Consider the following 22,350-nt stretch of genomic DNA (forward strand, 5'->3'; position numbering starts at 1 on the left):
CCCCCTCCCTGGGCCCACACACAAAACCCCCCCCCCCGGGGGGGGCGGCCACCTCTGTGAAGCTCAATGACACCGACCCGCCATGCTCGCCTCGCGGCAAGTGGTCGCTCGTAGCGACGAAGGTTGGGCCCGGGGGCTTGGATCGAGCCGGTGCCACATCCAAGGTAACAAACGATCCCCGCAAGGCAATTCCCGTACCAGGGGATACGTTCCGGACGTACGCCAATGGCTCAGGGCAGCGGGACCTCAACGGCTCAGGGCACCAGGACGATCTTGCCGGCCACGGCGCGGGACTCGGCCAGGCGCAGCGCGGCGGCGGCCTCGGAGAGCGGGAGTTCGGCGGCGACCGTGGCACTGATCTCGCCGCGCCGCAGCGCCTCGAACACCTGGGCCAGATCCGCGTGCAGCCGCCGCCGGAAGCTCTTCTTGCCGAAGGCCTTTCCGGCCCAGACGTTGTAGAAGTACGCCTGCCGGCCGTTGGGCAGCGCCTGCCGGAGCCACACCCGGCCGAGGAGCTTGAGGAAGGGCCGCATCTTGTGCCCTTCGGCGTCGAGGGTCGCGGCGCTCCCGTACGAGACGAGCGTGCCGCCGCGCGCGAGCAGCTTCCAGGAATCCACGACGCTCCGGCCGCCGACGTGGTCGAAGACGGCGTCGACGCCGTCGGGCGCGAGCTCGCGGACACGGGCCGGGACGTCCTCGGTGCGGTAGTCGACCGGCTCCACGCCCTGGGCGCGCAGGGCGTCGTGGTGGCGGGCGGAGGCGGTGCCGATGACCCGTACGCCCTCGGCGCGGGCCAGTTGGACGAGCAGCGTGCCGACGCCGCCGTTGGCGCCGTGCACGAGGATCGTCCGCCCCCTGCGCACCCGGGCCTTGCGGTGCAGCATCTGCCAGGCGGTGATCCCGTTCAGGACGGCGGTCTCGGCCTCGGTGGCGCTCAGGCCGTCGGGCACGGGGACGGCGTCCTCGGCGTCGAGGACGACATGGCTGGACCAGGCGCCGATCTTGGTGAGGGCGGCGATCCGCTGCCCTTCGAGCCCGTGCGGTACGCCGGATCCGACGGCCGTCACCCGGCCCACGAGGTCGTAGCCGGGCACGAAGGGGAACGCCGGCTGGTCGAAGTACCGGCCGCGGCGCATCTGCTGTTCGGCGAAGGAGACGCCGGTGGCCTCGACGGTGACCAGGACCTGGCCCGGGCCCGGCGCGGGGATCTGCCCGTGGCGGAGCCGGAGCCCTTCCGGCTCGACCTTGCCCGGGAGAACGATCTCGGTGAGCTGCTGCTTTGCGGTGTTCGTGGTCATGAGGTGCCCGCCTTCTTGATCAGGGATTGTCGATCAGAGGTCCCGGAGCCGAGTCCGAAAGGTGTTCTCGCTTTCGTTATAGGTTGTAACCCATTTCCGGAGTTGGAGTCAATAGCTCCAGTGATAGGGTCTAACGCATGACGACACCGCGGGAGCGCTACCGGGCGCAGGTACGGGCCGAGGCCAAGGAGAAGGCCTGGGAGCAGATCGCCGCTTCGGGCGCGCCCGGCCTGTCGCTCAACGCGATCGCCAAGCAGCTGGGCATGACGGGGCCGGCGCTCTACCGGTACTTCGCCTCACGGGACGAACTGATCACCGAGCTGATCCGGGAGGCGTACGGGTCGCTGGAGACGGCGATCGCCGCGGTGGGCGAGGCGGATGTGGCCGCGCTGGCGGGGGCGCTGCGGGCGTGGGCACTGGCCGACCCGCAGCGGTACTTCCTGATGTACGGGACGCCGGTGCCGGGGTACCACGCGCCGGAGGACACCCGCGAGACAGCTCAGCGGATCATGGACCGGCTGATCGCGGCGTGCGCGAAGGCGGGCCCGGATCCCGAGGCCCGGGCCCTGCGTGCCTGGACCCGGCTGCACGGAGTGCTTTCGCTGGAGCTGGCGGGGCACTTCTCGGGGATGTCCGTGGATCCGGGTGCGCTCTTCCAGTCCGAGGTGGAGTCGCTGGTGTAGGGGCGATTTTTTCCCCTACCCGCCCCTTCCCGAAACCTGGGGCTCCGCCCCCGGACCCCCGCATCCGGCCTCCGGCCGGATCGCCTCAAACGCCGGCGGGGCTGAAGCCTTCAGCCCCTGCGGCGATTGAGCAGATCCGAACGAAGTTCGGATGCCGGGGTCCGGGGGCGAAGCCCCAGTTTCGGGAAGGGGCGGGGCAGGAGAAGAGAAATCAGTCCCGCAGAAGGTCCGGGACCCCCGCCGAGTCAGGGGCGTCACCAGCCGCCGACACCACCGTCAGTTGCTGCGTGGCACGCGTGAGGGCCACGTACAGGACCCGCAGGCCGGCCGGCGACTCATCCGCGATCTCCGCCGGGGAGACGACCACCGTGGCGTCGTACTCCAGGCCTTTGGCCTCGAGCGAGCCGAGGGCCACCACCCGCTCCCCCAGGTCCGCGAGCCAGCGCGCCGCCTCCGCGCGACGTCGCATCGCGACCACGACACCGACGGTGCCGTCCACCTGCGAGAGGAGTCGGGAGGCCTCCGCCCGCACCGTCGCGGCCAGACCGTTCCGTACGACCGCGAACCGCGGCTCGAGGCCCGTGGACCGTACGGCCTTCGGCGAGGGCATCCCCGGCATGGCGAGGGCCAGGACCCGGGCCGCGAGGTCCGCGATCTCGGACGGATTGCGGTAGTTGACGGTCAGTTCGAAGCGGCGCCGCGGACGCGTGCCGAGCGCCTCGTCGCGCGCGGCGGCCGCGTCGTCCGGCTCCGACCACGAGGACTGCGCCGGGTCGCCGACCACCGTCCAGGTCGCATGCCGGCCGCGGCGGCCGACCATCCGCCACTGCATCGGGGTGAGGTCCTGCGCCTCGTCGACGATGACGTGCGCGTACTCGACCCGCTCCTGGGCAAGGCGTTCGGCCCGCTCGCGCTGGGTCTCCTCGCGCTGCGGCATCAGCTCTTCCAGACCGCTGAGCTGGTCCAGCGGATCCATTTCGCGCTTGCGCCTGGGGCGGGCGGGCGTGCCGAGGATCGAGTTCAGCTCGTCGAGCAGCGCCACGTCGTGGACGGTGTAGCCGTCGCGGCGCAGTGAGCGGGCGACCTTGCGGACCTCGCCGGGGTTGAGGACCCGGCGGCCCCAGCGGCCCAGGCGGCGCTCGTCCGCCATCGCTTCGAGGACCCCCCGCGGGGTCAGCTCCGGCCACCAGGCGTCGAGGAACGCGATGAAGGAGTCCTCGTCGGTGATGTCGTCGTCGAAGGAGGAGCGCAGTTCGGCCGCGAGCTCCGGGTCCGTGTGCCGGGCCCCGGCGCCCGACTTGGCCCACAGCGCGTCGAGCAGCAGCTTGCGGGCGCGCGGGCGGAGCAGGTTGACGGGGGCGGTGCCGCCGAGGGCGATCTGGCGGATACGGCGCAGGTCGTCGGCGTCCAGTTCGAGGCGGCGGCCGAAGGCCACCACGCGCAGAAGGTCGGTGCGGACGGGGGTGCCCGCTTCCCGTACCGCGTCGTCGTCGAAAGCGAGCTGCCCGCCGGCGGGAGGCGCGTCGAGGACTCCGCGGGCCGCCTTGCGCAGCACCTTCAGCATGCGCGATGCACCCTTGACCCGGGCGACGGCCGGGTCGTCGTACAGCGTCGCCTCCACGCCGTCGACCAGGGAGCCGACCGCGCGGATCGCGACCTGGCCCTCCTCGCCGAGCGAGGGCAGGACGCCTTCGGTGTACGCGACGAGCAGCGGGGTCGGGGAGACGATCAGGATGCCGCCCGCATAGCGGCGCCGGTCCTGGTAGAGGAGGTACGCGGCGCGGTGCAGCGCGACGGCCGTCTTGCCGGTGCCGGGGCCGCCCTCCACGTAGGTGACGGAGGCGGCGGGGGCGCGGATGACCAGGTCCTGTTCGGCCTGGATGGAGGCCACGATGTCGCGCATCGAGTGGCTGCGGGCCTGGCCGAGCGCGGCCATCAGGGCGCCGTCACCGAGGACCGCGAGCTGTTCGCCGTGCAGGTACGCGGTGAGCTCGGGGCGCATCAGGTCGTCCTCGACGCCGAGCACCTGGCGGCCCTTGGAGCGGATGACACGGCGGCGTACGACCCGTCCGGGGTCGACCGGCGTGGAGCGGTAGAAGGGCGCGGCGGCGGGTGCGCGCCAGTCGATGACCAGCGGCGAGTAGTCCGCGTCGAGCACGCCGATCCGGCCGATGTGCAGGGTCTCCGCGATATCGGCCGTGTTGTCCTGGCGGATCGCGTCCTCGGCCGGCTCGACCGAGGTGTACGCGCCGTCGGGGCCCTTCTTGCCGTCCTTGCCGAGCAGCAGGTCGATCCGGCCGAAGAGGAAGTCCTCGAACTCGTTGTTCAGCCGGTTCAAGTGGATGCCCGCGCGGTAGACCTGCGCGTCGCGCTCGGCAAGCGCGCCGGGCGTGCCCACCTGGGAGCGCTTGGCGGCGTCCTGCATCAGGAACTCGGCTTCGTGGATCTTCTCCTCGAGCCGCGCGTAGACCCGGTCGAGGTGGCGCTGCTCGATACCGAGCTCGCGTTCCCGGGTACCCGAAGGCTCCTGCGTGCCTGACGGCTCCTGTGGACCGGCAGGCACTCGCGTGCCGGACGGCGAGGCGGCATTGACGTCGGCCACCGAGGTCCCCTTCTACGTGCTGCTGCTCGATATGAGCAGCCGTCCACCGTAATCGAAGGGGACCCCTGAGCGCACTATGCCTTCACGTCGACGAGCTTCTTGCCCTCGAAGGTACGAACCTCGAAATGGTCGATCTCGTCCGGGTTCAGGGCCGCTCCGCCGTGGACGTACAGCGGCTTGCCGGCCCACTTGTCCGTGCTGCCCTCGATGCCGTAACCCTGTTCGGGCACGGCCCAGGAGGTGACCGTCTCCTCCTCGCCGTCCTTGCCGACCGCGATCAGCGAGCACTTGAGCGGGCCCTTGACGTTCTTCAGCTCCAGGACGGTGTGGGTGCCCCAGCCCTTCTTCTCGATCCCGACGGTCGCCGTGACGTCGGTGGTCGCGTCGGTCGCCGTGAGCTTGGTGTCCATGTGGTGGAAGAACGCGTCCTCGGCCGGGCTGGTCGAGTGCGCGTGCGGGGTGGTCGTCGTGCCCGTGTCGTTGACGGCGATCACGGTCAGCGGACCGCCGATGATCAACGCGGCCGCGGCGGCCACCAGATAGAAGCCGCGCCGCCGCTTCTGCGCGCGCTTGTGGGCCACCTCGCCGACCAGGTTGTCGAGCAGTCGCCGGCTGGGCTGCGCCGAGAGCTGGTCCCCGACCCCTCCCACGGACGAGCGGGCCGGCTGCTGCGGCAGGTCCGCGAGCGCGGCGAGCATCGGCTCCATGCCGGACAGTTCGTCCAACTGGGCCGCGCAGTAGGGGCAGCCGGCCAGATGCGTCTCGAAGGCGGCGGCCTCGGCGTCGTCCAGGATGCCGAGCGCGTAGGCGCCGACGGTCTCGTGGATGTCGGGTGTCTCGTGCATGCCCTGTGTGTCGGGCCCGTAGTAGCCGCTCATGCCGACACCCCCCGCTCCTGAAGCGCCAGCTTCATCGAACGAAGCGCGTAGAACACCCGGGAACGGACGGTGCCGCTGGGTATTCCGAGCACCTCGGCCGCTTCATTGACCGTACGTCCCTTGAAATACGTCTCCACGAGAACCTCCCGGTGCGCGGGGGTCAGATCGTCGAGCGCGTCCGAAAGTGTCATCAGCCAAAGCGCCTTGTCGATCTCATCCTCCGCGGGGATGACCTCCAGTGGAGCCGGGTCGACCTCCTGCGGCCGGGCCTGCCGGCTGCGGTGTCCGTCGATGACGATACGCCGCGCGACCGTCACCAGCCAGGGGCGGACCGAGCCGGTGGCACGGTCGAGCTGCCCGGCGTTCTTCCACGCGCGGATCAGCGTCTCCTGCACCACGTCCTCGGCACGCTGGCGGTCCCCGGCGACCAGGCGCAGCACGTAGGCGAGCAGCGGACCCGCGTGCTCACGGTAGAGCGCGCGCATCAACTCCTCGTCCGGCGTGGGTCGTTCCGAAGGCGGGGGCACCCGGTGCCTGGCCCGCGGAGGTCGTTCGTCGGCCACTGCGGAATCCTTGCGCACGCCTGCCTCCGGTGTCCCCTGGTCGACGGGGCTGCCCCTGCTGCTTCCCCCACTGCTTCGCTCACAGGGGAGTTACGGGGCGGGCGGGCCGCGTGTTCAACGGGTCCGGAAACTTTTTCCTGACTGGTCGTTCAGGAGCCGTTCAGGAGCCTGACGTGACTGCTTCTGCGCAGGTCTGCACTCGGGTCTGCGCTCAGGTATGCCGTCAGGTCCGCGCTCACGTCCGTACGCAGTCCTGCGCCTACGTCACGGCCATCCGGCGCCGGTGCCGGGCCACTCTCTCCCGGTTGCCGCAGACCTCGCTCGAGCACCAGCGGCGCCGGCGGCCGCGTGACGTATCGAGGTAGATCCGGGGGCAGTTGTCGCCCTCGCACTGGCGGATCCGTGCGGCGGCCGCGGGGTCGGTGAGCAGCTCCACGACGTCGCGGGCCACCACGGCGAGCAGGGATCCACAGTCGGGTTCGGCGTGCAGGACCCGTACGAGACGGCCGTCCTCGGCAGCGACGGCGCGGGGCGCGGGCGGCGGGGCGGCGGCCGCCTCGTTGATCCGGGCGAGGGCGGCGGCGAACGGCTCTGCGTCGAGCGCCGGCGCACCGCGTACTAACTGGGCGATGTCCTGGCGCAGTTGACGGAAACGGTGGACGCAGTCGAGCCCGATGCCCGGAAGCCGGACCCCGGCCGGGACCAGTCCCGCACTTCTCAGCCACTCCCCCAACGCCTCGGCGCCGTCGAGCCGTTCCTCCGGGTGGGACGTGGCGAGCAGGTCGAGACCGACCCGCCCGGCGTCGAACCGCGGCTCGTACGCGGCCGTACTCGCCACCATGCGCCTGTCACCGCCTTGTGGGGGGTTGCCGGTGATTCCGGTTTGCCGGTGATTCCCTCACAGAGTGCACGGCGGGACGCGCGGCCGGAAGACCCCCGCACCGGCCACGCGGCTTTACGAGAGCGGCGGCGGGTCGTCGTGCAGGATCCGCTGGAAGATGAAGTGGTCCCGCCAAGCGCCGTTGATGTGCAGATACGTGGGCGCGAACCCGATCTTCTCGAAGCCGCACTTGGTGAGGACCCGCTGGGAGGCTTCGTTGTCGGTGAGGGTGGAGGCCTCGACGCGGTGCAGCCCGAGATCGTCCCTGGCGTGCGCGAGCATCGCCTCGGCGGCCTTCACGGCGAGTCCACGGCCGAGATACTCGCCGTCGACCCAGTACCCGAGACAGGCGGTACGGAAGGGCCCGAGCACGATCCCGGAGAGGTCGGCGCGGCCGATCACCTTGTCGCCGTCGGTGATGATCCAGCGGGCGGTCCCGTGCTCGTTCATCCGGGCGATCTGCCCCTCGACGGTGTAGAACGCGTCGGAGCGCGCGGGGTCGGTGGCCCGCAGATGCTCCTTGTTCCGCAGATGCGCCGCGACAAGGGCGGCGGCGTCGTCCGGCGTCGCGGGCCGGATCTCGAACTTCTCATCGATCATCGGCGCACCGTACATCGGACGCGGCCGGGCGTGGACCCTCACGTATGCCGCCGAGCGGCACACCCATGGTCAACTGATCGTCCAGCGGCTTGACTTGGGGTCATGACAACGATTACGGGACCGACCGCATCCACAGGCAGGGCGCACCGCGGCGCCGACGGCGTACTGCTGATCGCGGCCGTGGTGGCGAGCGGACTGATGGCCGGGGTGTGGTTCGCGTACGCCACCTCGGTGATGGGCGCGCTCGGCAGGGCCGACGACCGGACCTTCATCGCGGTCATGCAGGACATCAACGAGGTCATCCGGAACCCGGTGTTCTTCCTGGCCATGTTCGGCGCACTCCTGCTGCCGGCGGCGGTCGCGTGGCGGGTGCGCGGGGACCGCCCGCTGCTGCGCTGGGTCCTGGCCGGACTTCTGCTGTACGTGGCGGTGTTCGCGGTCACGTCGGGCGCGAGCGTGCCGCTCAACGACCAGCTCGCGGCGGCGGGCGACCCGGCGAGGATCGCCTCGCCCGGGGCCGTGCGCGAAGACTTCGAGGACCCCTGGGTGCTGTGGAACGTGGTGCGGGGCGTGCTGAACGTGGCCGCTGTGGTGTGCCTGAGCCGGGCGATGGTGGTGCTGGGGCGGCGGCGCGCCTCGTGAGAGCCCCCGGTTTCGGCGGGCATTGTCAGACCCTGCTGCCACGATCAACTCATGGGATTCTTCGACGATCTGGTGCTCCCGGAGGAGCCGGCGCCCGAGCGGACCGCCCTGGTCCGGTTGGGGCCACCGGGTGAGGGCGAGGGGCGGTACGAGCCTCCGGTGGACCGGTTCGCGCCGGCGGTGGTGCGGCAGTTGGGGGTGGTGGGGGCCGGTCCCGAGGCGCGGGTGCTCGTGACCGGGTGGTCGGTGTGGCCGGGGAGCGTCACCCTGCATCTCTCGGTGTTCCGCAGGACCCGGTGGCAGAGCTCGGGTCGGCCGCGGAAGTCAGGGCTGCGGGTGGGGCTGCTGCTGGCGGACGGGCGGCGGGTGACGTCGCTGGACGGTACCGAGACCCGCGAGACGGCACACACGGATGCGGACGGACAGCGCCACACGGCGTACGCCCCGCAGGCGATCGGTCTGCTCCCTCTCGACCCGGGGATGGGGCCCTCTCAGCGGTCCACGTTCAAGACGAACGTCGACCTCTATCTGCCAGAGCTTCCACCCACTGGCACGGCGCAACTGGTCGTCGAGTGGCCTGACGAGCAAATCCCCGAGACCCGTACCGCAGTGGACGCGACAGGCCTGCGGCACGCCTCCGCCGACGCGGTCGACGTCTGGCCGGGGCTCGATCCACCGGACCCCGCGGCACAGCCGACGACGTTCGTCACCATGGACGTGAGCGGGCCTCCGCGTTTCCTGGCTCCGCCCCTGTCGCAAAGGGAGCTGAGGCTGCTGCGAGAGCAGGAGAAGGCGCACCGGCGCTACGTTCCGCGGGCCGACTGGGCAGATCTCGGTTTGCGGGACTGAGGGCAGTGTCCGCGCGCTGATCAGCGCCGGAGCCGATGTGTGGACCCCGCAACTCGACCTCTGGTCGCCGGGCCGGCTGCTCCTGACCACGCCCCTCGCGTCACTGGTCGCGCAACTGCCCGACGCGCAGCCGCTGTCCGCCGACGAGGCCGCCGCCTTCCGTATGGCGGACGAGTTGATCGCGGCCTTCGGTGACCAGGAGATGTGGACGGAAGGACTCGGGATCGCCTTCGTACAGGGCCTCGACGAGGACGAGGTGATCCGGCGCCTGGGCGCCGACCCGGCGGAGTGTCCGCGGACAAACAGGGAGCATGCGCCCTTCGACCCGATGGACTTCGAAGAGTCGCTGCGCCACGTCGGTGTGACGAGCGTCCCCGGCAGCCCAGGCGGCTGCGTGATCACACAGGACGGATACATGCCGAGCGACAACGACGTGCTGAAGGCGGTCACCCCCGGCACCTGCGCGTACGGGATCTACTACAACCCGAAGGGCGGGACCTTCGGTTCCCTCGCCCGGGACGGCGAGACGGTCGCGCACGAAGAGATCGGCCTCTCCCCCTTCGAGGGGGATCCGCCCGCCTTCTGGCACTTCCGGTTCTGGCAGAGCGGCGCCTTCCCGTACGGGGCCGACACCCTCGCGTACGCCTGCGCCCAGGCCGGCCTGCGCATCACGGACGGCCGGTCGGCGGTGAACCGGCAGGGGCCGGTGCGCTGGGTCCGGTTGCCGGGCCGGCTGCGGCGCTGACCCCCAACCCCCTCACGCCTCCCCGTACTTCGCGTCCGAAGCCGGATCCAGCGCCAGCCGGTAGCCCCGCTTCACCACCGTCTGGATCACCTTCGGCACCCCCAGGGCCGCCCGCAGCCGCGCCATCGCCGTCTCCACCGCGTGCTCGTCGCGGCCCGCGCCCGGCAGCGCCCGCAGCAGGTCCGCCCGGGACACCACCCAGCCCGGGCGCCGGGCCAGGGCGCGCAGGAGGGCCATGCCCGCCGGCGGAACCGGGCGCAGATCACCGTCGACCAGGGCGGCGTGGCCGCGGATCTGGAACTGATGGCCGGCGATGGGCAACGTACGGGAGCGGGCCGGGAGTTCGACGCACAGGAGCTGGACCAGGGGGCCGAGCCGGAAGCGGTCGGGTGAGACCGTGGTCACGCCCCGGGCCTGCAGGGGCAGCGCGGTGACCGGCCCGACGCAGGCCGGCAGCACCTCGTGTTCGAGGGCGGCGAGCAGGTCCGCCTCCTGGCCGCGCTCGGCCGCGCGGGTCAGCAGCGAGGCCGCGGCCGGTGCGCTGGTGAAGGTCAACGCGTCCACGCCGCGCGCCAGTACGGCATCCAGGAGCCGGTCCACCGGCGTCAGGTCCTCCGGGGGCATCCACCGGTACACCGGTACGCCCACCACCTCGGCGCCGCCCGCCCGCAGCGCCTCGATGAAGCCCGGCAGGGGTTCGCCGTGCAGCTGCAGCGCGATACGGCGGCCCTGGACGCCCTCGTCGAGCAGCCGGTCGAGCACCTCGGCCATCGACTCGGACGCCGGCGACCAGGACTCGGTGAGTCCGGCCGCCCGGATGGCGCCCTTGACCTTGGGCCCGCGCGCGAGGAGTTCCACGCCGCGCAGCCGGGACAGGAGGTCCTCGCCGATGCCCCAGCCGTCGGCCGCCTCGACCCAGCCGCGGAAGCCGATCGCGGTGGTCGCGACCACCACATCGGGCGCGTGGTCGATCAACTCCTTGGTCGCCGCGAGCAGTTCGCTGTCGTCGGCGAGTGGCACGATCCGCAGCGCGGGCGCGTGCAGCACGCTCGCGCCGCGCCGTTCGAGCAGCGCGCCCAGTTCGTCGGCGCGCCGGGCGGCGGTCACGCCGACGGTGAAGCCGGCGAGCGGCTGCCCGGCCGAGCGGGGCTGTGTCTGGTCTGCCATGGCGATACGTCCCATCGTGCGGTCGACCGAGCCTGCCAAGGGTGCATGACAGGCTCGGTTCGCCCTGATTGCGCAGGTGTTACACGGCCCGCTCACCGCGTCGCGTGGCTCACACCTGCGCGTAGCTGAGCTGCGGCTTCGGCTCGGCGGTGGGCTGGGCCGCCACGGCGGGGGGTGCGGTCCTGCGCAGGTATACGGCCCAGGTGACCACGCAGCACACCACGTACACACCGAGGAAGACCACGAAGGCCGCCGTCCCGGTCCCGGCGCTCTGGAACGACTGCCGGAAGGCCAGGTTGATCCCGAGTCCGCCGACCGCGCCGACCGCGCCGATCAGGCCCATGGACGCTCCGGAGAGCCGCCGCGCCCAGGCGTCCGCCGCCTCGCCGGCTAGGCCCTTCGCGTAGGCCTTCGCCGTGAAGATGCCCGGGATCATCTTGTACGTGGACCCGTTGCCCAGGCCGCTCAGGACGAACAGGGCGATGAAGCCGATCAGGAAGACGGGCAGCGACTCCCGTACGGAAGCGAAGATCACCACGACGGTCGCCGCACCCATCGCGGCGAAGTTCCACAGCGTGATGCGCGCACCGCCGTGCCGGTCCGCGAGCCGGCCGCCGACCGGCCGGATCAGCGAGCCGAGCAGCGGGCCGATGAAGGTGAGCGAGGCGGCCTGCAGCGGGGTGCGGCCGAACTGGGTCTGCAGGACCAGGCCGAAGGCGAAGCTGTAGCCGATGAAGGACCCGAAGGTGCCGATGTACAGGAACGACATGATCCACGTGTGCGGGTCGCGGACCGCCTCCTTCGCGGCTCCCGTGTCATTGCGTACCGGCGCGAGGTTGTCCATCCGCAGGGCCGCGAGCACGGCCGCGAGCACGATCAGCGGGATGTAAGCGCCGAGCAGGATCCGCGGGTGTCCCGCGCCCGCCGTGCCGATGACGAGCAGGCCGACCAACTGCACCACGGGGACGCCGATGTTGCCGCCGCCCGCGTTGAGGCCGAGGGCCCAGCCCTTCTTGCGCAGCGGGAAGAAGGAGTTGATGTTGGTCATCGAGGAGGCGAAGTTGCCACCGCCGACGCCGGTGAGCGCGGCCACCAGGACGAAGGTCGTGTACGAGGTCCCCGGCTCCATCACGGCGAAGGCCGCGATCGTGGGGATCAGCAGGAGACAGGCGCTGACGATCGTCCAGTTGCGCCCGCCGAAGCGCGCCACCGCGAAGGTGTACGGCACCCGGATCACCGCGCCGACCAGCGTGGCCGTGCCGATCAGGAAGAACTTCCCGGCCGGGTCGATGCCGTACTCCGGTCCCATGAACAGGACCATCACCGACCACAGTGTCCAGATCGAGAAGCCGATGTGCTCGCTGAAGACGGAGTAGAGCAGATTGCGCCGGGCGACTTTCTCACCCGTCCGGGCCCAGAACTCCTCGTCCTCCGGGTCCCACTGCTCGATCCAGCGGCCCCCCTTGCGTCCGCTTGTGGCAGCCGGTGCTGTCATCACGCCTCCACTCCCGCGTCGTCTGATCCGCGGACGACGCTAGGGAGCGGGGATTTCGGGCCGGTGCCCGATCAGATGACCGCGGCGCAACCTTGCTCTCACCCGGGGATCAGCGGGTGTGTGAGCCCGTCTTGCGCCCGGTGCCGTTGGGCCACAGCTGTGGTCTGCGCTTGGCGGCGAGGTCCTCGGCCCAGCCCACGGCCAGGATCGTCAGCCCGATCAGCGGCATGACGAGGACGAACGTCCACAGGCTGTACGTCGACTCGATCCGCTCCGAGAAGTGATCCCCTACATACGGGATGTCCCAGGCCCTGTCGACGATCCGCTCCGCGCACATGATCAACATGTTGTGCCAGAGGTAAATCGTCACCGCGCGGTTGTTGGACAGCGTGATCAGCTTGCCGTACCCGGCCAGTTTCGGGGGCAGTTGGCGCCATGAGGGTGCGTACACGAGCAGAATCACGACGAACCCGAGCGACCAGGTGGCCTGGGCGAGCGGAATCTCGTTGAGATCCCAGCCCTCGGGTCCGAGGTGGCCGGATGCCCACCACAGCCCGAAGCCCATGACCATCGCGGCGAGCGAGACCACCAGATGGCGGGGGACGCGGCGCAGCAGACCGTCCTGGTGGGCGAATCCGAGGATCCAGCAGGCTCCGTAGACCGCGAAGTCGGTCACCGCGAGTCCCGTTTCGCCGGGAATCGTCACCAGACCGGTGCCGACGATCGCGGTGAGGGCGAGCGGTGCGAGCAGAGTCGGCCACGGCGCCCGGCGGAAGGCCCACAGGAGCAGCGGTGAGGCGATGACGAACCACAGATAGGCGCGGATGTACCAGAGCGGTCCGACCGCCTGCTCCGCCCAGCTGCCCTCGAAGAGCCCGGTGGGGTCCCCCACGCTTCCGGGGTAAGGCGGCGCCCCGACCGGCACCAGATACATGAAGAGATTCAGCAGCCAGGTACCGCCGAGATCCCGCGCGGGCTTCCACCCGCCCCAGAACATCAGCGGCAGTATCACCGCGGCGAACAGCCAGACCGGCGGGAGCAGTCGGCGCAGCCGTCCCCGGATCACGCCCCACGCGGGCCGCTTCAGCGAGCGGGCCATCAAGGAGCCGGCCAGGGCGAACATCACGCCCATCGACGGGAACACGAGCGTGAGCCAGGCCCAGCCGAACACGTGGTACGCCACCACGCGCAACAGCGCGAGCGAGCGCAACAGGTCCAAGTACCGGTCGCGGGCGGGCTTCGGGGCCGGGCCGGTCTGTCCGGGCCCCTCGACCTGGGCGGCCTGCGCGGCCCACCCGTCACGCCCGTCAGCCTCCTGCGCCCGCTGCTCCGGCACCCCGTACGACGGCCACTCGGCCCGCTCGTCCGGATGCCCCGCGCCCGGCGGGTCGTAACGGTGCGTGCTCATCCCACCGGCCTCCGGTCCGCGCCGCGTGCCTGCGTGGGGATGCCGGGGGCCGAGCCGACCACACCGGTGCGCCGCAGCTTCTGCCAGCGCAGCCGGCCGCCGGTCAGGGCGGTGATCCAGGACTGGAGCAGCACGACGTACATCAACTGCCGGTAGAGGATCTGCTGCAGGGGCAGGGAGATGAGATGCGTCATCTTCTCCCGGTCGAGCCGGAAGGCGTACGCGGCACAGATGGCCTGGATCGCGAGGACGCCCAGCCACGCCATGATCGTCTTCTGGGTCGGGCCGAACACGAGCCCGTACAGGAGGAAGACGTCGATCAGGGGCGCGAGCAGGGGCGCGAGCACCATGAAGAGCGAGACCAGCGGGAGGCCGACGCGGCCGAAGCGTCCCGAGGGGCCGCTCTCGACGAAGGACCGCTTGTGCTTCCAGATCGCCTGCATCGTGCCGTAGGACCAGCGGTAGCGCTGCGACCAGAGCTGCTGCACCGTCTCGGGGGCCTCGGTCCACGCGCGGGCGTTCTCCGCGTACACCACCCGCCAGCCGTCGCGGTGCAGGGCCATGGTGATGTCGGTGTCCTCGGCGAGCGTGTCGTCGCTCATCCCGCCGACCCGCTCCAGGGCGGAGCGCCGGAACGCGCCCACGGCGCCCGGGATCGTGGGCATGCAGCGAAGGAGGTCGTACATCCGGCGGTCGAGGTTGAAGCCCATCACGTACTCGATGTGCTGCCAGGCACCGATCAGCGAGTCCTTGTTGCCGACCTTGGCGTTGCCCGCGACCGCGCCGACGCGCGGGTCGCCGAAGGGCTGCACCAGTTCACGGACGGTGGACGGCTCGAAGACCGTGTCACCGTCCATCATCACGATCAGGTCGTGACGGGCGTTGGCCACACCGCGGTTGAGGGCGGCGGGCTTTCCCGCGTTGTGCTGGCGTATCACCCGTACACCGGGCAGCCGCAGACCCTCCACGAGCCGTGCGGTGCCGTCCGTGGAGCCGTCGTCGATCACGATCACTTCGACGGGGTGATCGCTGCTCATCAGCGAACGCACGGTGTTCTCGATGCACTTCGCCTCGTTGTACGCGGGGACGAGCACCGAGACAGGTTCATGGATCTCGGGCCCCCAGCGGAAGCCTCTGCGCCTGGTGCGGCGGGCGTGTACGGCGGAGAGCACCAGCATCAGGCCGAAGCGGGCGATGACCAGGGCGCCGATCACGGCGAGACCCGCGACGAGCACGGTGGTCACGTGCTCCGATGCCTGCACGGCGTAGACGAACGCCTTGCCCTTCCACAGATCGAGTCCGGTGACGGGCGTATGCGCGCTCTGTACGCCGAGCGCACCGGTCAGACGCTTGAAGTCATAGCCCTTGCGCTGCAGTTCGGGGATGAACCGGTCGAGCGCCGCCACGGTCTGCGAGCGGTCGCCGCCGGAGTCGTGCATCAGCACGATCGCGCCCTTGCCGCCCTTGGGGGTGGCCCGCTTGATGATCGCTTCGACGCCCGGGCGCTTGTAGTCCTCACTGTCGGTGTTGTTGACGACGGTGATGTAACCGCGGGAGCCGATGTATTCGGTGACCGGCCAGGACCGGTTGTCGAAGCCGTCGTTGGACGAGGAGTACGGCGGCCGGAACAGGGTGGTCCTGATGCCGGCCGAGCCCGCGAGCGCCAGCTGGTTCTGCGAGAGCTCCCAGTCGATGCGGTTCGTCGACTGGTACGAGAGGTCCGGGTGGTTGAAGGTGTGCAGCCCGATCTCGTGGCCCTCGTCAACCATCCGCCGGACGAGACCGGGATGACGCGAGGCCATGGTGCCGGTCACGAAGAATACGGCCCGCGCGTCGTGCTTCTTCAGTACGTCGAGCACCTTCGGCGTCCACACGGGGTCGGGGCCGTCGTCGAAGGTCAGCACGAGTTTCTTGCGCGGGATCTGACGGGTCGTTATCTCCGCACCGCGCGCGTCGATCACCGGGCCGCCGCCGAGCACCTGCTGCGGCACCTGATCGGTGGGCGCGGGCGGGCGCACCCGGTGGTCGGCGAGGATCTCGCTGTGGACGTAGCCGCGCAGCATCAGCATGGCGAGCAGCGCGACGAGGAAGAGCAGCGGCACCAAGTAGCGCATGGGGACGCGACGGCGCCGCGCCGCGCCGGACTTTCGGGGGGTCATAGTGCGATGCCTGCCAGGAGTACATGACGCTCGCCCGACGGGGACGGGGCGGGATCAGGGGCGGTCCGTGCGGAGTCGGCGGAGTCAGCGGAGTCCGAGTGCGCGGGGCCGGAGTCACGCGGGACGGACACCTGGTCTGCGCCGCCGGCCGGGGACTCGCTCGCGGGCGGGTCGACCGGGCCGCTCGGGTCGGGGCCCGGGTCGACCGGGCCGCTCGGGTCGGGGCCCGGGTCCACGGGATCGCTCGGATCCGGGTCCGGGTCCACGGGGCCGCTCGGGTCGGGGTCGGGACCGCCTCCGTCGGTGGGCTTGCCCGTGGGCCTGCCCGTGCCCGTCGGCTTGATGGTGGGGTCGTCGGTGGCCCGGCCGGAGGGGGTGGGGTTCGGGATGCCGGCAGCGCTCTCGTCGGTCCCGGGGATCGTGCCCGTACCGGAGGTGGTCTCGCCGGGCCCGGTGGGCATGGGCGACGGCTTCACCTTGCCGGCCGGCTTGCTGTCCTCGCCGATGCCCGGCATCCACGGCGCGTCCGAGGTCCCGGAGACCAGCGTGGCGACGAGCACCACCGCGTACACCGCGCAGACGAAGCCCGCTATCCAGCCCATACGGCGGATTCTTCGGCCCCGGCTGCCGGACTCGTCGACGAACACCGGCTTGTCGGCGGCCTCTTGACGTTCGGCGGCCAAGGGCTCGGCGCCGGACAGGCGGCCTACACCGTCGATCTGGACCGTGACTTCGTTCGGATCATGCGTATGCCCTGAGAGGGCGTCTTCCCGCCAATTTTCCACTGCTGTACGCCTATTCCCCCAAGGAACCGTCGGGCGCACGCGAGACCAGACACTCGCCGCTGAACCAGGCCCCCACCTGATCCGCGCGCCCCCCTCATCACTCTGCGCCCGTACGTCGAATGTATCGCAGATCGGTGACACACCCGCCGGTTCCGGTCAGATCTGACTCGGCACCACATGGTCATCTGTTTCCGGACATCGGCACCACCGGCGGCAAAGCCGCCGGACCACCGACTCCGGGGAAGACACGGCGGCGCCTGCAAGCGGGTCCGGCCGATGGCAAAGGTTTCCCCCTGCGGGCCGGGGGACCCATCCCCGGCCCGCCCCCCCACAGGGGGCAGCAGGCCTTCGCCTTGCTCCAGGAGCACTCGATGTCCGAACGCTCTTCGAGCGCACGCTTCTTGAGCGGCAGTACGGCCTCGGCGCCGCTGCCGTCCGAGGACGCGAGGGTGACGACGATGGCGTCCTCGATGCTCTTCACGGACGAGGCGAGGTAGTTGTTGAGCACGATCGCGTAGACGAGCTCACGGCCGTCCTTGTCCACCACATAGCCGGAGAGCGCCGACGCGCCCGTCAACGAGCCGGTCTTGGCCCGGGCGTTGAGCGCGGCCGGCGTCCCGCACATCCGGGACCGGAGCGTGCCGCCGACGAAGCGGTCGGGGTCGCAGGCCACGGGCAGGGACCGCGCCCAGTCCGCGTACCAGGGCTCGTCCCGTACGGAGAGCAGCAGCTCGACCAGTTGCGCGGCGGGGAAGTTGTTCATGCGCGAGAGCCCTGAGCCGTCCACCTGCCGCAGGCGCGAGCTGTCGACGCCCGCCTGCTTCAAGTACCCGGAGATGGCGGCGAGTCCGGCGCTCCAGGTCCCGCTGCCGGACCTCTCGTATCCGATGGCCTTGGTCAGCGCCTCGGCGTGCATGTTGTTGGACAGCTTCATGAACGGTACGAGCAGCTCCTTGAGCGGCATCGACCGGTGGACCGCCAACTCCCGCGCACTGTCCGGTGCTTGGCGCCCGAGTCGCGTCTTGCCGACGACACGTACGCCTTCGTCCTCGAGCGCCTGCCGGAAGACGTCGGCCGCGTAGCCGGTGGGCTCCCAGACGGTGGCCCACTCCTTGACCGGGCCGTCACCGGCCGCGATGCCGCCGCTCACCACGATCTTGTTCGTACCGTGCCGCCGCTCGACGGTGAGCGTGCCCTCCTGTCCGGCCGGCAGGGTCTCGGCCTCGTTGACGATCTCGACGTATCCGGTCCGCGGCGTGAGGGCGACCCGCGGCCTGTCGCCCGCCGCGGCGCCCGGGGACACCTCGACGATCACCGTTCCGGAGTCGTAGTCCGTATCGGGCGCGACGGTCAGGGCGGAGATCTGGGCCGAGTAGTACGAGGACTCGTCATCGGCGGCCCAGCTCCGCCCGAGCCGCTGGTCGTCGAACCGGGTGTCGTCGGCGACGAGTTCACCGGTGACGGTCCGCACCCCGCGGTCCGCCACCTCGGCGGCGAGCTTGCGGTAGTCGCTCGCGAGCGCAGTGGGGTCCCCGCTTCCGCGCAGGTAGAGATCGCCCCGCAGTACGGAACCCTGCTGCCGCCCGGCGGCCAGCGCCTCGGTGGTGAACCGGTAGTCGGTGCCGAGCAGTTCGGCCGCCGCCGCGGACGTGACCAGTTTCGTGTTGGAGGCCGGCATCAGCCGGTCCCCCGCTTCGTGCCGGTACAGGACCTCCCCGCCGGCCGCATCGGCGACGACGACGCTCGCCGCGCCCCCGTCCATGCGCGGATCGGCGAGGATCGTCTCGATGGCCTCGGTCAGCCCGGGCCGGGCGGCCGCGTCAGGGTCCGCGCCGGCGGGACCGCTCCAAGTGAGCACGGTGGCGGCGAGGCCGACGACGAGGGGCAGGGCGAAGGCCCGCTTACGCATACGTCCCAGAGGTCTGCTCATGCCACCGCAGCATCCCGGAATCGGCGCGACCGCAACAGAAGGCGTGCGGGCGCCTTTGCGGCTGGTTGGGGCCCGGTACTCCTGGCCGCTTCGGGTGCTGCTTCGGATGCCGGCTCCGCATTGCCGGGATTCCGTTACAAATCGTCCCTACCGCCGCAATAGCGGCTTCCTAGGCTGGAAGCCATGGGTTCCCCGGGACATCAGGGGAACCCGGGGAAGCAGGGGGACACCGATACGGAGCACGATCATGACCGCATACACCGCCGCGCACAGCGCATCGGCCTCCGGCCTTCCGGCACAGGCGACGCCGGACACCTCGGCCGCCCTGTTCAGCCACGCCTCCCATGTCGTATGCCTGCTCACAGGCTTCCCGTACCTGGCCTGGATACCGGCCCTGTGTCTGAAGGCCACCGCCAAGAACGCCCACAACCGCGCCCACGCCACCACGGCGCTGAACTTCACGCTCACGCAGCTGATGGTCTGGAGCGTGTGGGCGGTGCTCATCGTGGGCGCCCTGGTCACGTCGTCCTCGACGTTCGCGGTGGTCGCCCTGATCGCGCTCAGCCTGTCGGGCCTGATCTACTTCGCCCTCGGCGTCCACGCCACGTGCCGCGCACTGTTCCACGCGTATCGCATCGAGCCGTTTCGCTATCCGGCCTACTTGGCTTTCCGCATGGTGAAGTAACGGCGCGAATGCCGCGTCCGAATTCCGCCAGCCCGGCGCCGCGCTTTCCTGGATGCTGAAAAGCATGACGCCGAAGACATACGAGATCCGGGCCATCGATACGGACGTACTGAAGCAGCTGCGCATGCGCGACGACGCCGGCCGCACCCGTGAGCCCGCGACCGACCCCGAGGGCGGAGCCCCGCTGCGGTGCTGTCTGCGACGCAGTGCGCCCGGGGAGCGGATCGTGCTCGTCTCGTACGCACCGCTGCGCCGGTGGGCGGCGCGGACGGGTGCCGAGCCCGGCGCCTACGACGAGTACGGCCCGGTCTTCATCCACGCCGACGAGTGCGAGGGCGTGGCGGCCGGCACCCTGCGCTACCCCGCCGCCCTGCACGGCGACCGCCGCGTCCTGCGGGCGTACAGCGCCGAGGGCCGCATCCTCGGCGGCCGCCTGCTGGAGATCCCCCGGGAACGGTCCGGCGAGGTGGAGCCCGCGCTGGAGGAAGCCTTCGCGGATCCGGCGGTGGCACTGATCCACGTCAGGGCCGTGGAATACGGCTGCTTCCTCCTGGAGGCCCGCCGCCGCACCTGAGGGGGCATGGGGGGCGGAGCCCCCACAACGCGCGCACAAAGGGCGCGCAAAACAACGAAAGAGAAGAGAAGACGTACGCCCGCGCAGTTCGCGGGCGTACGTCGCCTGTCGTGTTCGTGGAGATGGCGGGAATCGAACCCGCGTCCAACGGTGCTGAATCAGGGCTTCTCCGTGTGCAGTTCGCTGTGATTTTCTCGGCCCCGGCGATCACGCGAACAAGTCGCCGACGGGCCCAGTCACTGTTTGATTTCCCTTTTCACCCCGTGACCGGGTGAAAAGGTTTAGTTCCCTAGATTATGCCAGGATCCGGGTCGGGAACTTCCCCGGGCTGACACCCTTTTAGGGTCCTTCAGTCGCTGTTATTAGGCAGCGAGGGCGAAGGACTGGGAATCGCTCTTGGTGTTGGCGATTATTGGTTGCGACATATGGTTAACGAGATCATTGCCGCTTCCTCGACACGCTTCCCCTGCTTCGACATCCGCTGTCGAAACCGATCATCCCCATGTTGATTTTTCAAGCCGGACCCTGAGGTCCGGATACCCACACCGGCTGTGCGGTGCAGTGCCCATCGTACGTGAACAGCGCCCTGCGGGGCCAACTTATTTCCCGTCCGGCCCACCGGATCCAGGAACCCCGGCCCACCGGATCCAGGAACCTACGCCCGCTCCCTCTGCTTCGCGGAGGACATCGCCCGGTCCGCCTCGCGCCGGTCCTGCTTCTCGCGGAGCGTCTGCCGCTTGTCGTACTCCTTCTTTCCCTTGGCGAGCGCGATCTCGACCTTCGCCCGGCCGCCCTTGAAGTACAGGACGAGCGGCACGATCGTGTGCCCCGTCTCCTGCAGCTTCGACGCGAGCTTGTCGATCTCGGCACGGTGCATGAGCAGCTTGCGCTTGCGGCGCGCGGAGTGATTGGTCCAGGTGCCCTGGGCGTACTCGGGTACGTGCACGTTGTGCAGCCACGCCTCGTGGTCGTCGATCTGCACGAAACCGTCCACGAGCGAGGCCCTGCCCTGGCGCAGCGACTTCACCTCGGTACCGGTGAGCACGAGACCGCACTCGTAGGTGTCGAGGATGAGGTAGTCGTGCCGCGCCTTCTTGTTCTGGGCGACGAGCTTGCGCTCGGGTCCCTTGTCCTTCGCCGCGGACTTCTCCGACTTACGGGTTTCCTTCATCTTGGCCATAGTGCTGGCCATTTTCGCACTACGAGGGGGGTCCGAGGCCACTCAATACTGTGCGGGCCCTCGCCTCGGCGTCCTCGCCCGCGGTCAGGTCCGGGGTGATGCCCCGGCCGTCGACGCTGCGGCCCGACGGAGTGCGGTAGTGGCCCACGGTCAGCTCCGCCACGGAGCCGTCCGGCAACCGGGTCGGCATCTGGACCGAGCCCTTGCCGAAGGTGCGCGAGCCGACGACGACCGCGCGGCCGCGGTCCTGCAGGGCGCCGGCGAGCAGCTCGGCCGCGCTCATGGTCCCGCCGTCGACCAGGACCACCAGGGGTCTGGAGGTCTGACCGCCGCGGATCGCGTGCAGCGCGCGCTGTTCGCCCCGTACGTCATATGTGGCGACCAGACCGCCGTCGAGGAACGCGGAGGCCGCGTCCACCGCCTCGGCGACCAGACCGCCCGAGTTGCCGCGCAGGTCGAGGAGGATGCCGTGCCCCGCGGGGGCCGAGGTCACCGCCTTGCCGACCTCGGCGCCGGAGCCCTTGGTGAAGGAGGTGACCTTCACCAGGCGCGTGCCGTCGCCGAAGTCCCGTACCGAAACGGTCTGCTTCTCCAACGTGGCCCGCTCGAGGGTGCTCTCCCAGATGCGCTTGCCGCGCTGCAGGCCGAGCGTGACCTCGCTGCCGGGGCCCGCGTCGTCCCCGCCGCGCAGGAGCCGGACGACCTCGGCAGGCGAGCGGCCGTCGAGCCGGTGCCCGTCGATGGAGCTCAGCCGGTCGCCCTCGGTGATGCCGGCCCGTGCCGCGGGCCCGTCGTGCTGGACGGCGGCGACCTCGATCCGTCCCGAGCCGTCGCGCCGGGTCCACAGACCCACGCCCGTGTACTCGCCGTCGAGGGCTTGCTCGAACTTCTCGTACTCCTTCTCGTCGTACACCTTCCCCCAGCGGTCACCGCTGCGGCTGACCGCCTCCCGGGCGGCGTCGGTGGGCGACTTGCCGTCGGCCATCGCCTCGGCGGCGGCCTCGGAGACGTCCTGGGCGACGGGGGTGGAACGGGGCGGCGATCCGGCCGACTTGTGCGGCTCCGAGCCGAAGGAGCCGGTGGCGGCTCCCGCGGCGAGCACACCCGCGAAAAGGAACGTCAGACCCGCCCCGCGGCGCATGCTGCGGGGTCTCTTGAAGAGGCCCTCGGGGCCCGACATGTCGGTGAGTCTAGGACAACGCAGGGCGCCGTACGGTCTGTTGACCG

20 protein-coding genes and 1 other RNA gene are annotated in these 22,350 nt (G+C 70.6%); 6 read left to right on the forward strand and 15 right to left on the reverse strand.

Annotation, left to right across the window (positions count from 1 at the left end):
* Positions 1 to 254: 254 nt before the first annotated feature.
* Positions 255 to 1,298 (reverse strand): medium chain dehydrogenase/reductase family protein, encoded by a 1,044-nt coding sequence (locus tag JAO81_RS28560; RefSeq protein WP_199550839.1) that lies wholly within the window; start codon positions 1,296 to 1,298, stop codon positions 255 to 257.
* Between the two features lie 137 nt (positions 1,299 to 1,435).
* On the opposite strand from JAO81_RS28560, the gene JAO81_RS28565 reads away from it, so the two are divergent.
* Positions 1,436 to 1,981, forward strand: a complete 546-nt coding sequence (locus JAO81_RS28565; RefSeq protein WP_199550840.1) for a TetR/AcrR family transcriptional regulator — start codon at positions 1,436 to 1,438, stop codon at positions 1,979 to 1,981.
* A gap of 211 nt (positions 1,982 to 2,192) precedes the next feature.
* On the opposite strand, the gene JAO81_RS28570 is transcribed toward JAO81_RS28565, so the two are convergent.
* From JAO81_RS28570 to JAO81_RS28590, 5 genes are all read right to left on the reverse strand, one after another.
* A complete protein-coding gene (locus JAO81_RS28570) occupies positions 2,193 to 4,544 on the reverse strand; it encodes a UvrD-helicase domain-containing protein (protein ID WP_199550859.1) in 2,352 nt (783 codons plus the stop codon).
* Between the two features lie 113 nt (positions 4,545 to 4,657).
* Complete coding sequence (locus JAO81_RS28575) at positions 4,658 to 5,461, reverse strand: anti-sigma factor (protein ID WP_199550841.1); 804 nt, start codon at positions 5,459 to 5,461, stop codon at positions 4,658 to 4,660.
* Positions 5,458 to 6,042, reverse strand: a complete 585-nt coding sequence (locus JAO81_RS28580; RefSeq protein ID WP_165332245.1) for a sigma-70 family RNA polymerase sigma factor — start codon at positions 6,040 to 6,042, stop codon at positions 5,458 to 5,460. The genes JAO81_RS28575 and JAO81_RS28580 overlap by 4 nt, the downstream gene beginning before the upstream one ends.
* A 241-nt stretch (positions 6,043 to 6,283) precedes the next feature.
* Positions 6,284 to 6,865 carry an ABATE domain-containing protein gene (locus JAO81_RS28585; RefSeq protein WP_199550842.1) on the reverse strand — a complete coding sequence of 194 codons (582 nt, stop codon included), beginning with the start codon at positions 6,863 to 6,865 and terminating at the stop codon, positions 6,284 to 6,286.
* 114 nt (positions 6,866 to 6,979) lie between these two features.
* On the reverse strand, positions 6,980 to 7,504 hold the full coding sequence (locus tag JAO81_RS28590) for a GNAT family N-acetyltransferase (RefSeq protein WP_199550843.1): 525 nt from the start codon (positions 7,502 to 7,504) through the stop codon (positions 6,980 to 6,982).
* Between the two features lie 102 nt (positions 7,505 to 7,606).
* On the opposite strand from JAO81_RS28590, the gene JAO81_RS28595 reads away from it, so the two are divergent.
* Genes JAO81_RS28595 through JAO81_RS42820 form a run of 3 tightly spaced genes read left to right on the forward strand, consistent with a single transcriptional unit; the run spans position 7,607 to position 9,740 of the window.
* The gene (locus JAO81_RS28595) at positions 7,607 to 8,146 is read left to right on the forward strand and encodes a DUF1772 domain-containing protein (protein WP_199550844.1); all 540 of its coding nucleotides are present in this window, start codon (positions 7,607 to 7,609) and stop codon (positions 8,144 to 8,146) included.
* A gap of 51 nt (positions 8,147 to 8,197) precedes the next feature.
* Positions 8,198 to 8,995, forward strand: a complete 798-nt coding sequence (locus tag JAO81_RS42815; protein ID WP_233416045.1) for a hypothetical protein — start codon at positions 8,198 to 8,200, stop codon at positions 8,993 to 8,995.
* Between the two features lie 37 nt (positions 8,996 to 9,032).
* The gene (locus JAO81_RS42820; RefSeq protein ID WP_307813811.1) at positions 9,033 to 9,740 is read left to right on the forward strand and encodes a DUF6461 domain-containing protein; all 708 of its coding nucleotides are present in this window, start codon (positions 9,033 to 9,035) and stop codon (positions 9,738 to 9,740) included.
* A 12-nt stretch (positions 9,741 to 9,752) separates the two neighbouring features.
* Here the strand turns inward: JAO81_RS42820 and JAO81_RS28605 are convergent, their stop codons facing one another.
* From JAO81_RS28605 to dacB, 6 genes are all read right to left on the reverse strand, one after another.
* Positions 9,753 to 10,907 carry a uroporphyrinogen-III synthase gene (locus JAO81_RS28605; RefSeq protein WP_199550845.1) on the reverse strand — a complete coding sequence of 385 codons (1,155 nt, stop codon included), beginning with the start codon at positions 10,905 to 10,907 and terminating at the stop codon, positions 9,753 to 9,755.
* Between the two features lie 109 nt (positions 10,908 to 11,016).
* Positions 11,017 to 12,402: a NarK/NasA family nitrate transporter gene (locus tag JAO81_RS28610; RefSeq protein WP_199550846.1), complete on the reverse strand. Its 1,386-nt coding sequence runs from the start codon at positions 12,400 to 12,402 to the stop codon at positions 11,017 to 11,019.
* A gap of 109 nt (positions 12,403 to 12,511) precedes the next feature.
* On the reverse strand, positions 12,512 to 13,810 hold the full coding sequence (locus tag JAO81_RS28615; RefSeq protein WP_199550847.1) for an acyltransferase: 1,299 nt from the start codon (positions 13,808 to 13,810) through the stop codon (positions 12,512 to 12,514).
* Positions 13,807 to 15,969 carry a glycosyltransferase gene (locus tag JAO81_RS28620; RefSeq protein WP_199550848.1) on the reverse strand — a complete coding sequence of 721 codons (2,163 nt, stop codon included), beginning with the start codon at positions 15,967 to 15,969 and terminating at the stop codon, positions 13,807 to 13,809. Before JAO81_RS28620 ends, JAO81_RS28615 begins: the two co-directional genes overlap by 4 nt.
* Positions 15,966 to 16,754, reverse strand: coding sequence for a hypothetical protein (locus JAO81_RS28625; RefSeq protein ID WP_199550849.1), 789 nt, complete (start codon positions 16,752 to 16,754; stop codon positions 15,966 to 15,968). The genes JAO81_RS28620 and JAO81_RS28625 overlap by 4 nt, the downstream gene beginning before the upstream one ends.
* A gap of 181 nt (positions 16,755 to 16,935) precedes the next feature.
* A complete protein-coding gene (dacB, locus tag JAO81_RS28630) occupies positions 16,936 to 18,684 on the reverse strand; it encodes a D-alanyl-D-alanine carboxypeptidase/D-alanyl-D-alanine-endopeptidase (RefSeq protein WP_199550850.1) in 1,749 nt (582 codons plus the stop codon).
* Positions 18,685 to 18,931: 247 nt separating this feature from the next.
* On the opposite strand from dacB, the gene JAO81_RS28635 reads away from it, so the two are divergent.
* Both JAO81_RS28635 and JAO81_RS28640 read left to right on the forward strand, forming a co-directional pair.
* Positions 18,932 to 19,369: a DUF4870 domain-containing protein gene (locus tag JAO81_RS28635; RefSeq protein WP_199550851.1), complete on the forward strand. Its 438-nt coding sequence runs from the start codon at positions 18,932 to 18,934 to the stop codon at positions 19,367 to 19,369.
* A 64-nt stretch (positions 19,370 to 19,433) separates the two neighbouring features.
* The gene (locus JAO81_RS28640) at positions 19,434 to 19,943 is read left to right on the forward strand and encodes a DUF1203 domain-containing protein (RefSeq protein ID WP_199550852.1); all 510 of its coding nucleotides are present in this window, start codon (positions 19,434 to 19,436) and stop codon (positions 19,941 to 19,943) included.
* 114 nt (positions 19,944 to 20,057) lie between these two features.
* On the opposite strand, the gene ssrA is transcribed toward JAO81_RS28640, so the two are convergent.
* From ssrA to JAO81_RS28655, 3 genes are all read right to left on the reverse strand, one after another.
* Positions 20,058 to 20,445, reverse strand: a transfer-messenger RNA (tmRNA) gene (gene ssrA / locus JAO81_RS28645).
* 153 nt (positions 20,446 to 20,598) lie between these two features.
* On the reverse strand, positions 20,599 to 21,123 hold the full coding sequence (smpB, locus tag JAO81_RS28650) for an SsrA-binding protein SmpB (protein ID WP_165333809.1): 525 nt from the start codon (positions 21,121 to 21,123) through the stop codon (positions 20,599 to 20,601).
* Positions 21,124 to 21,142: 19 nt separating this feature from the next.
* Positions 21,143 to 22,303 carry a S41 family peptidase gene (locus tag JAO81_RS28655; protein ID WP_199550853.1) on the reverse strand — a complete coding sequence of 387 codons (1,161 nt, stop codon included), beginning with the start codon at positions 22,301 to 22,303 and terminating at the stop codon, positions 21,143 to 21,145.
* Positions 22,304 to 22,350: the final 47 nt, after the last annotated feature.

This window comes from Streptomyces sp. N35 (assembly GCF_016464295.1).
Lineage (GTDB): Bacteria > Actinomycetota > Actinomycetes > Streptomycetales > Streptomycetaceae > Streptomyces.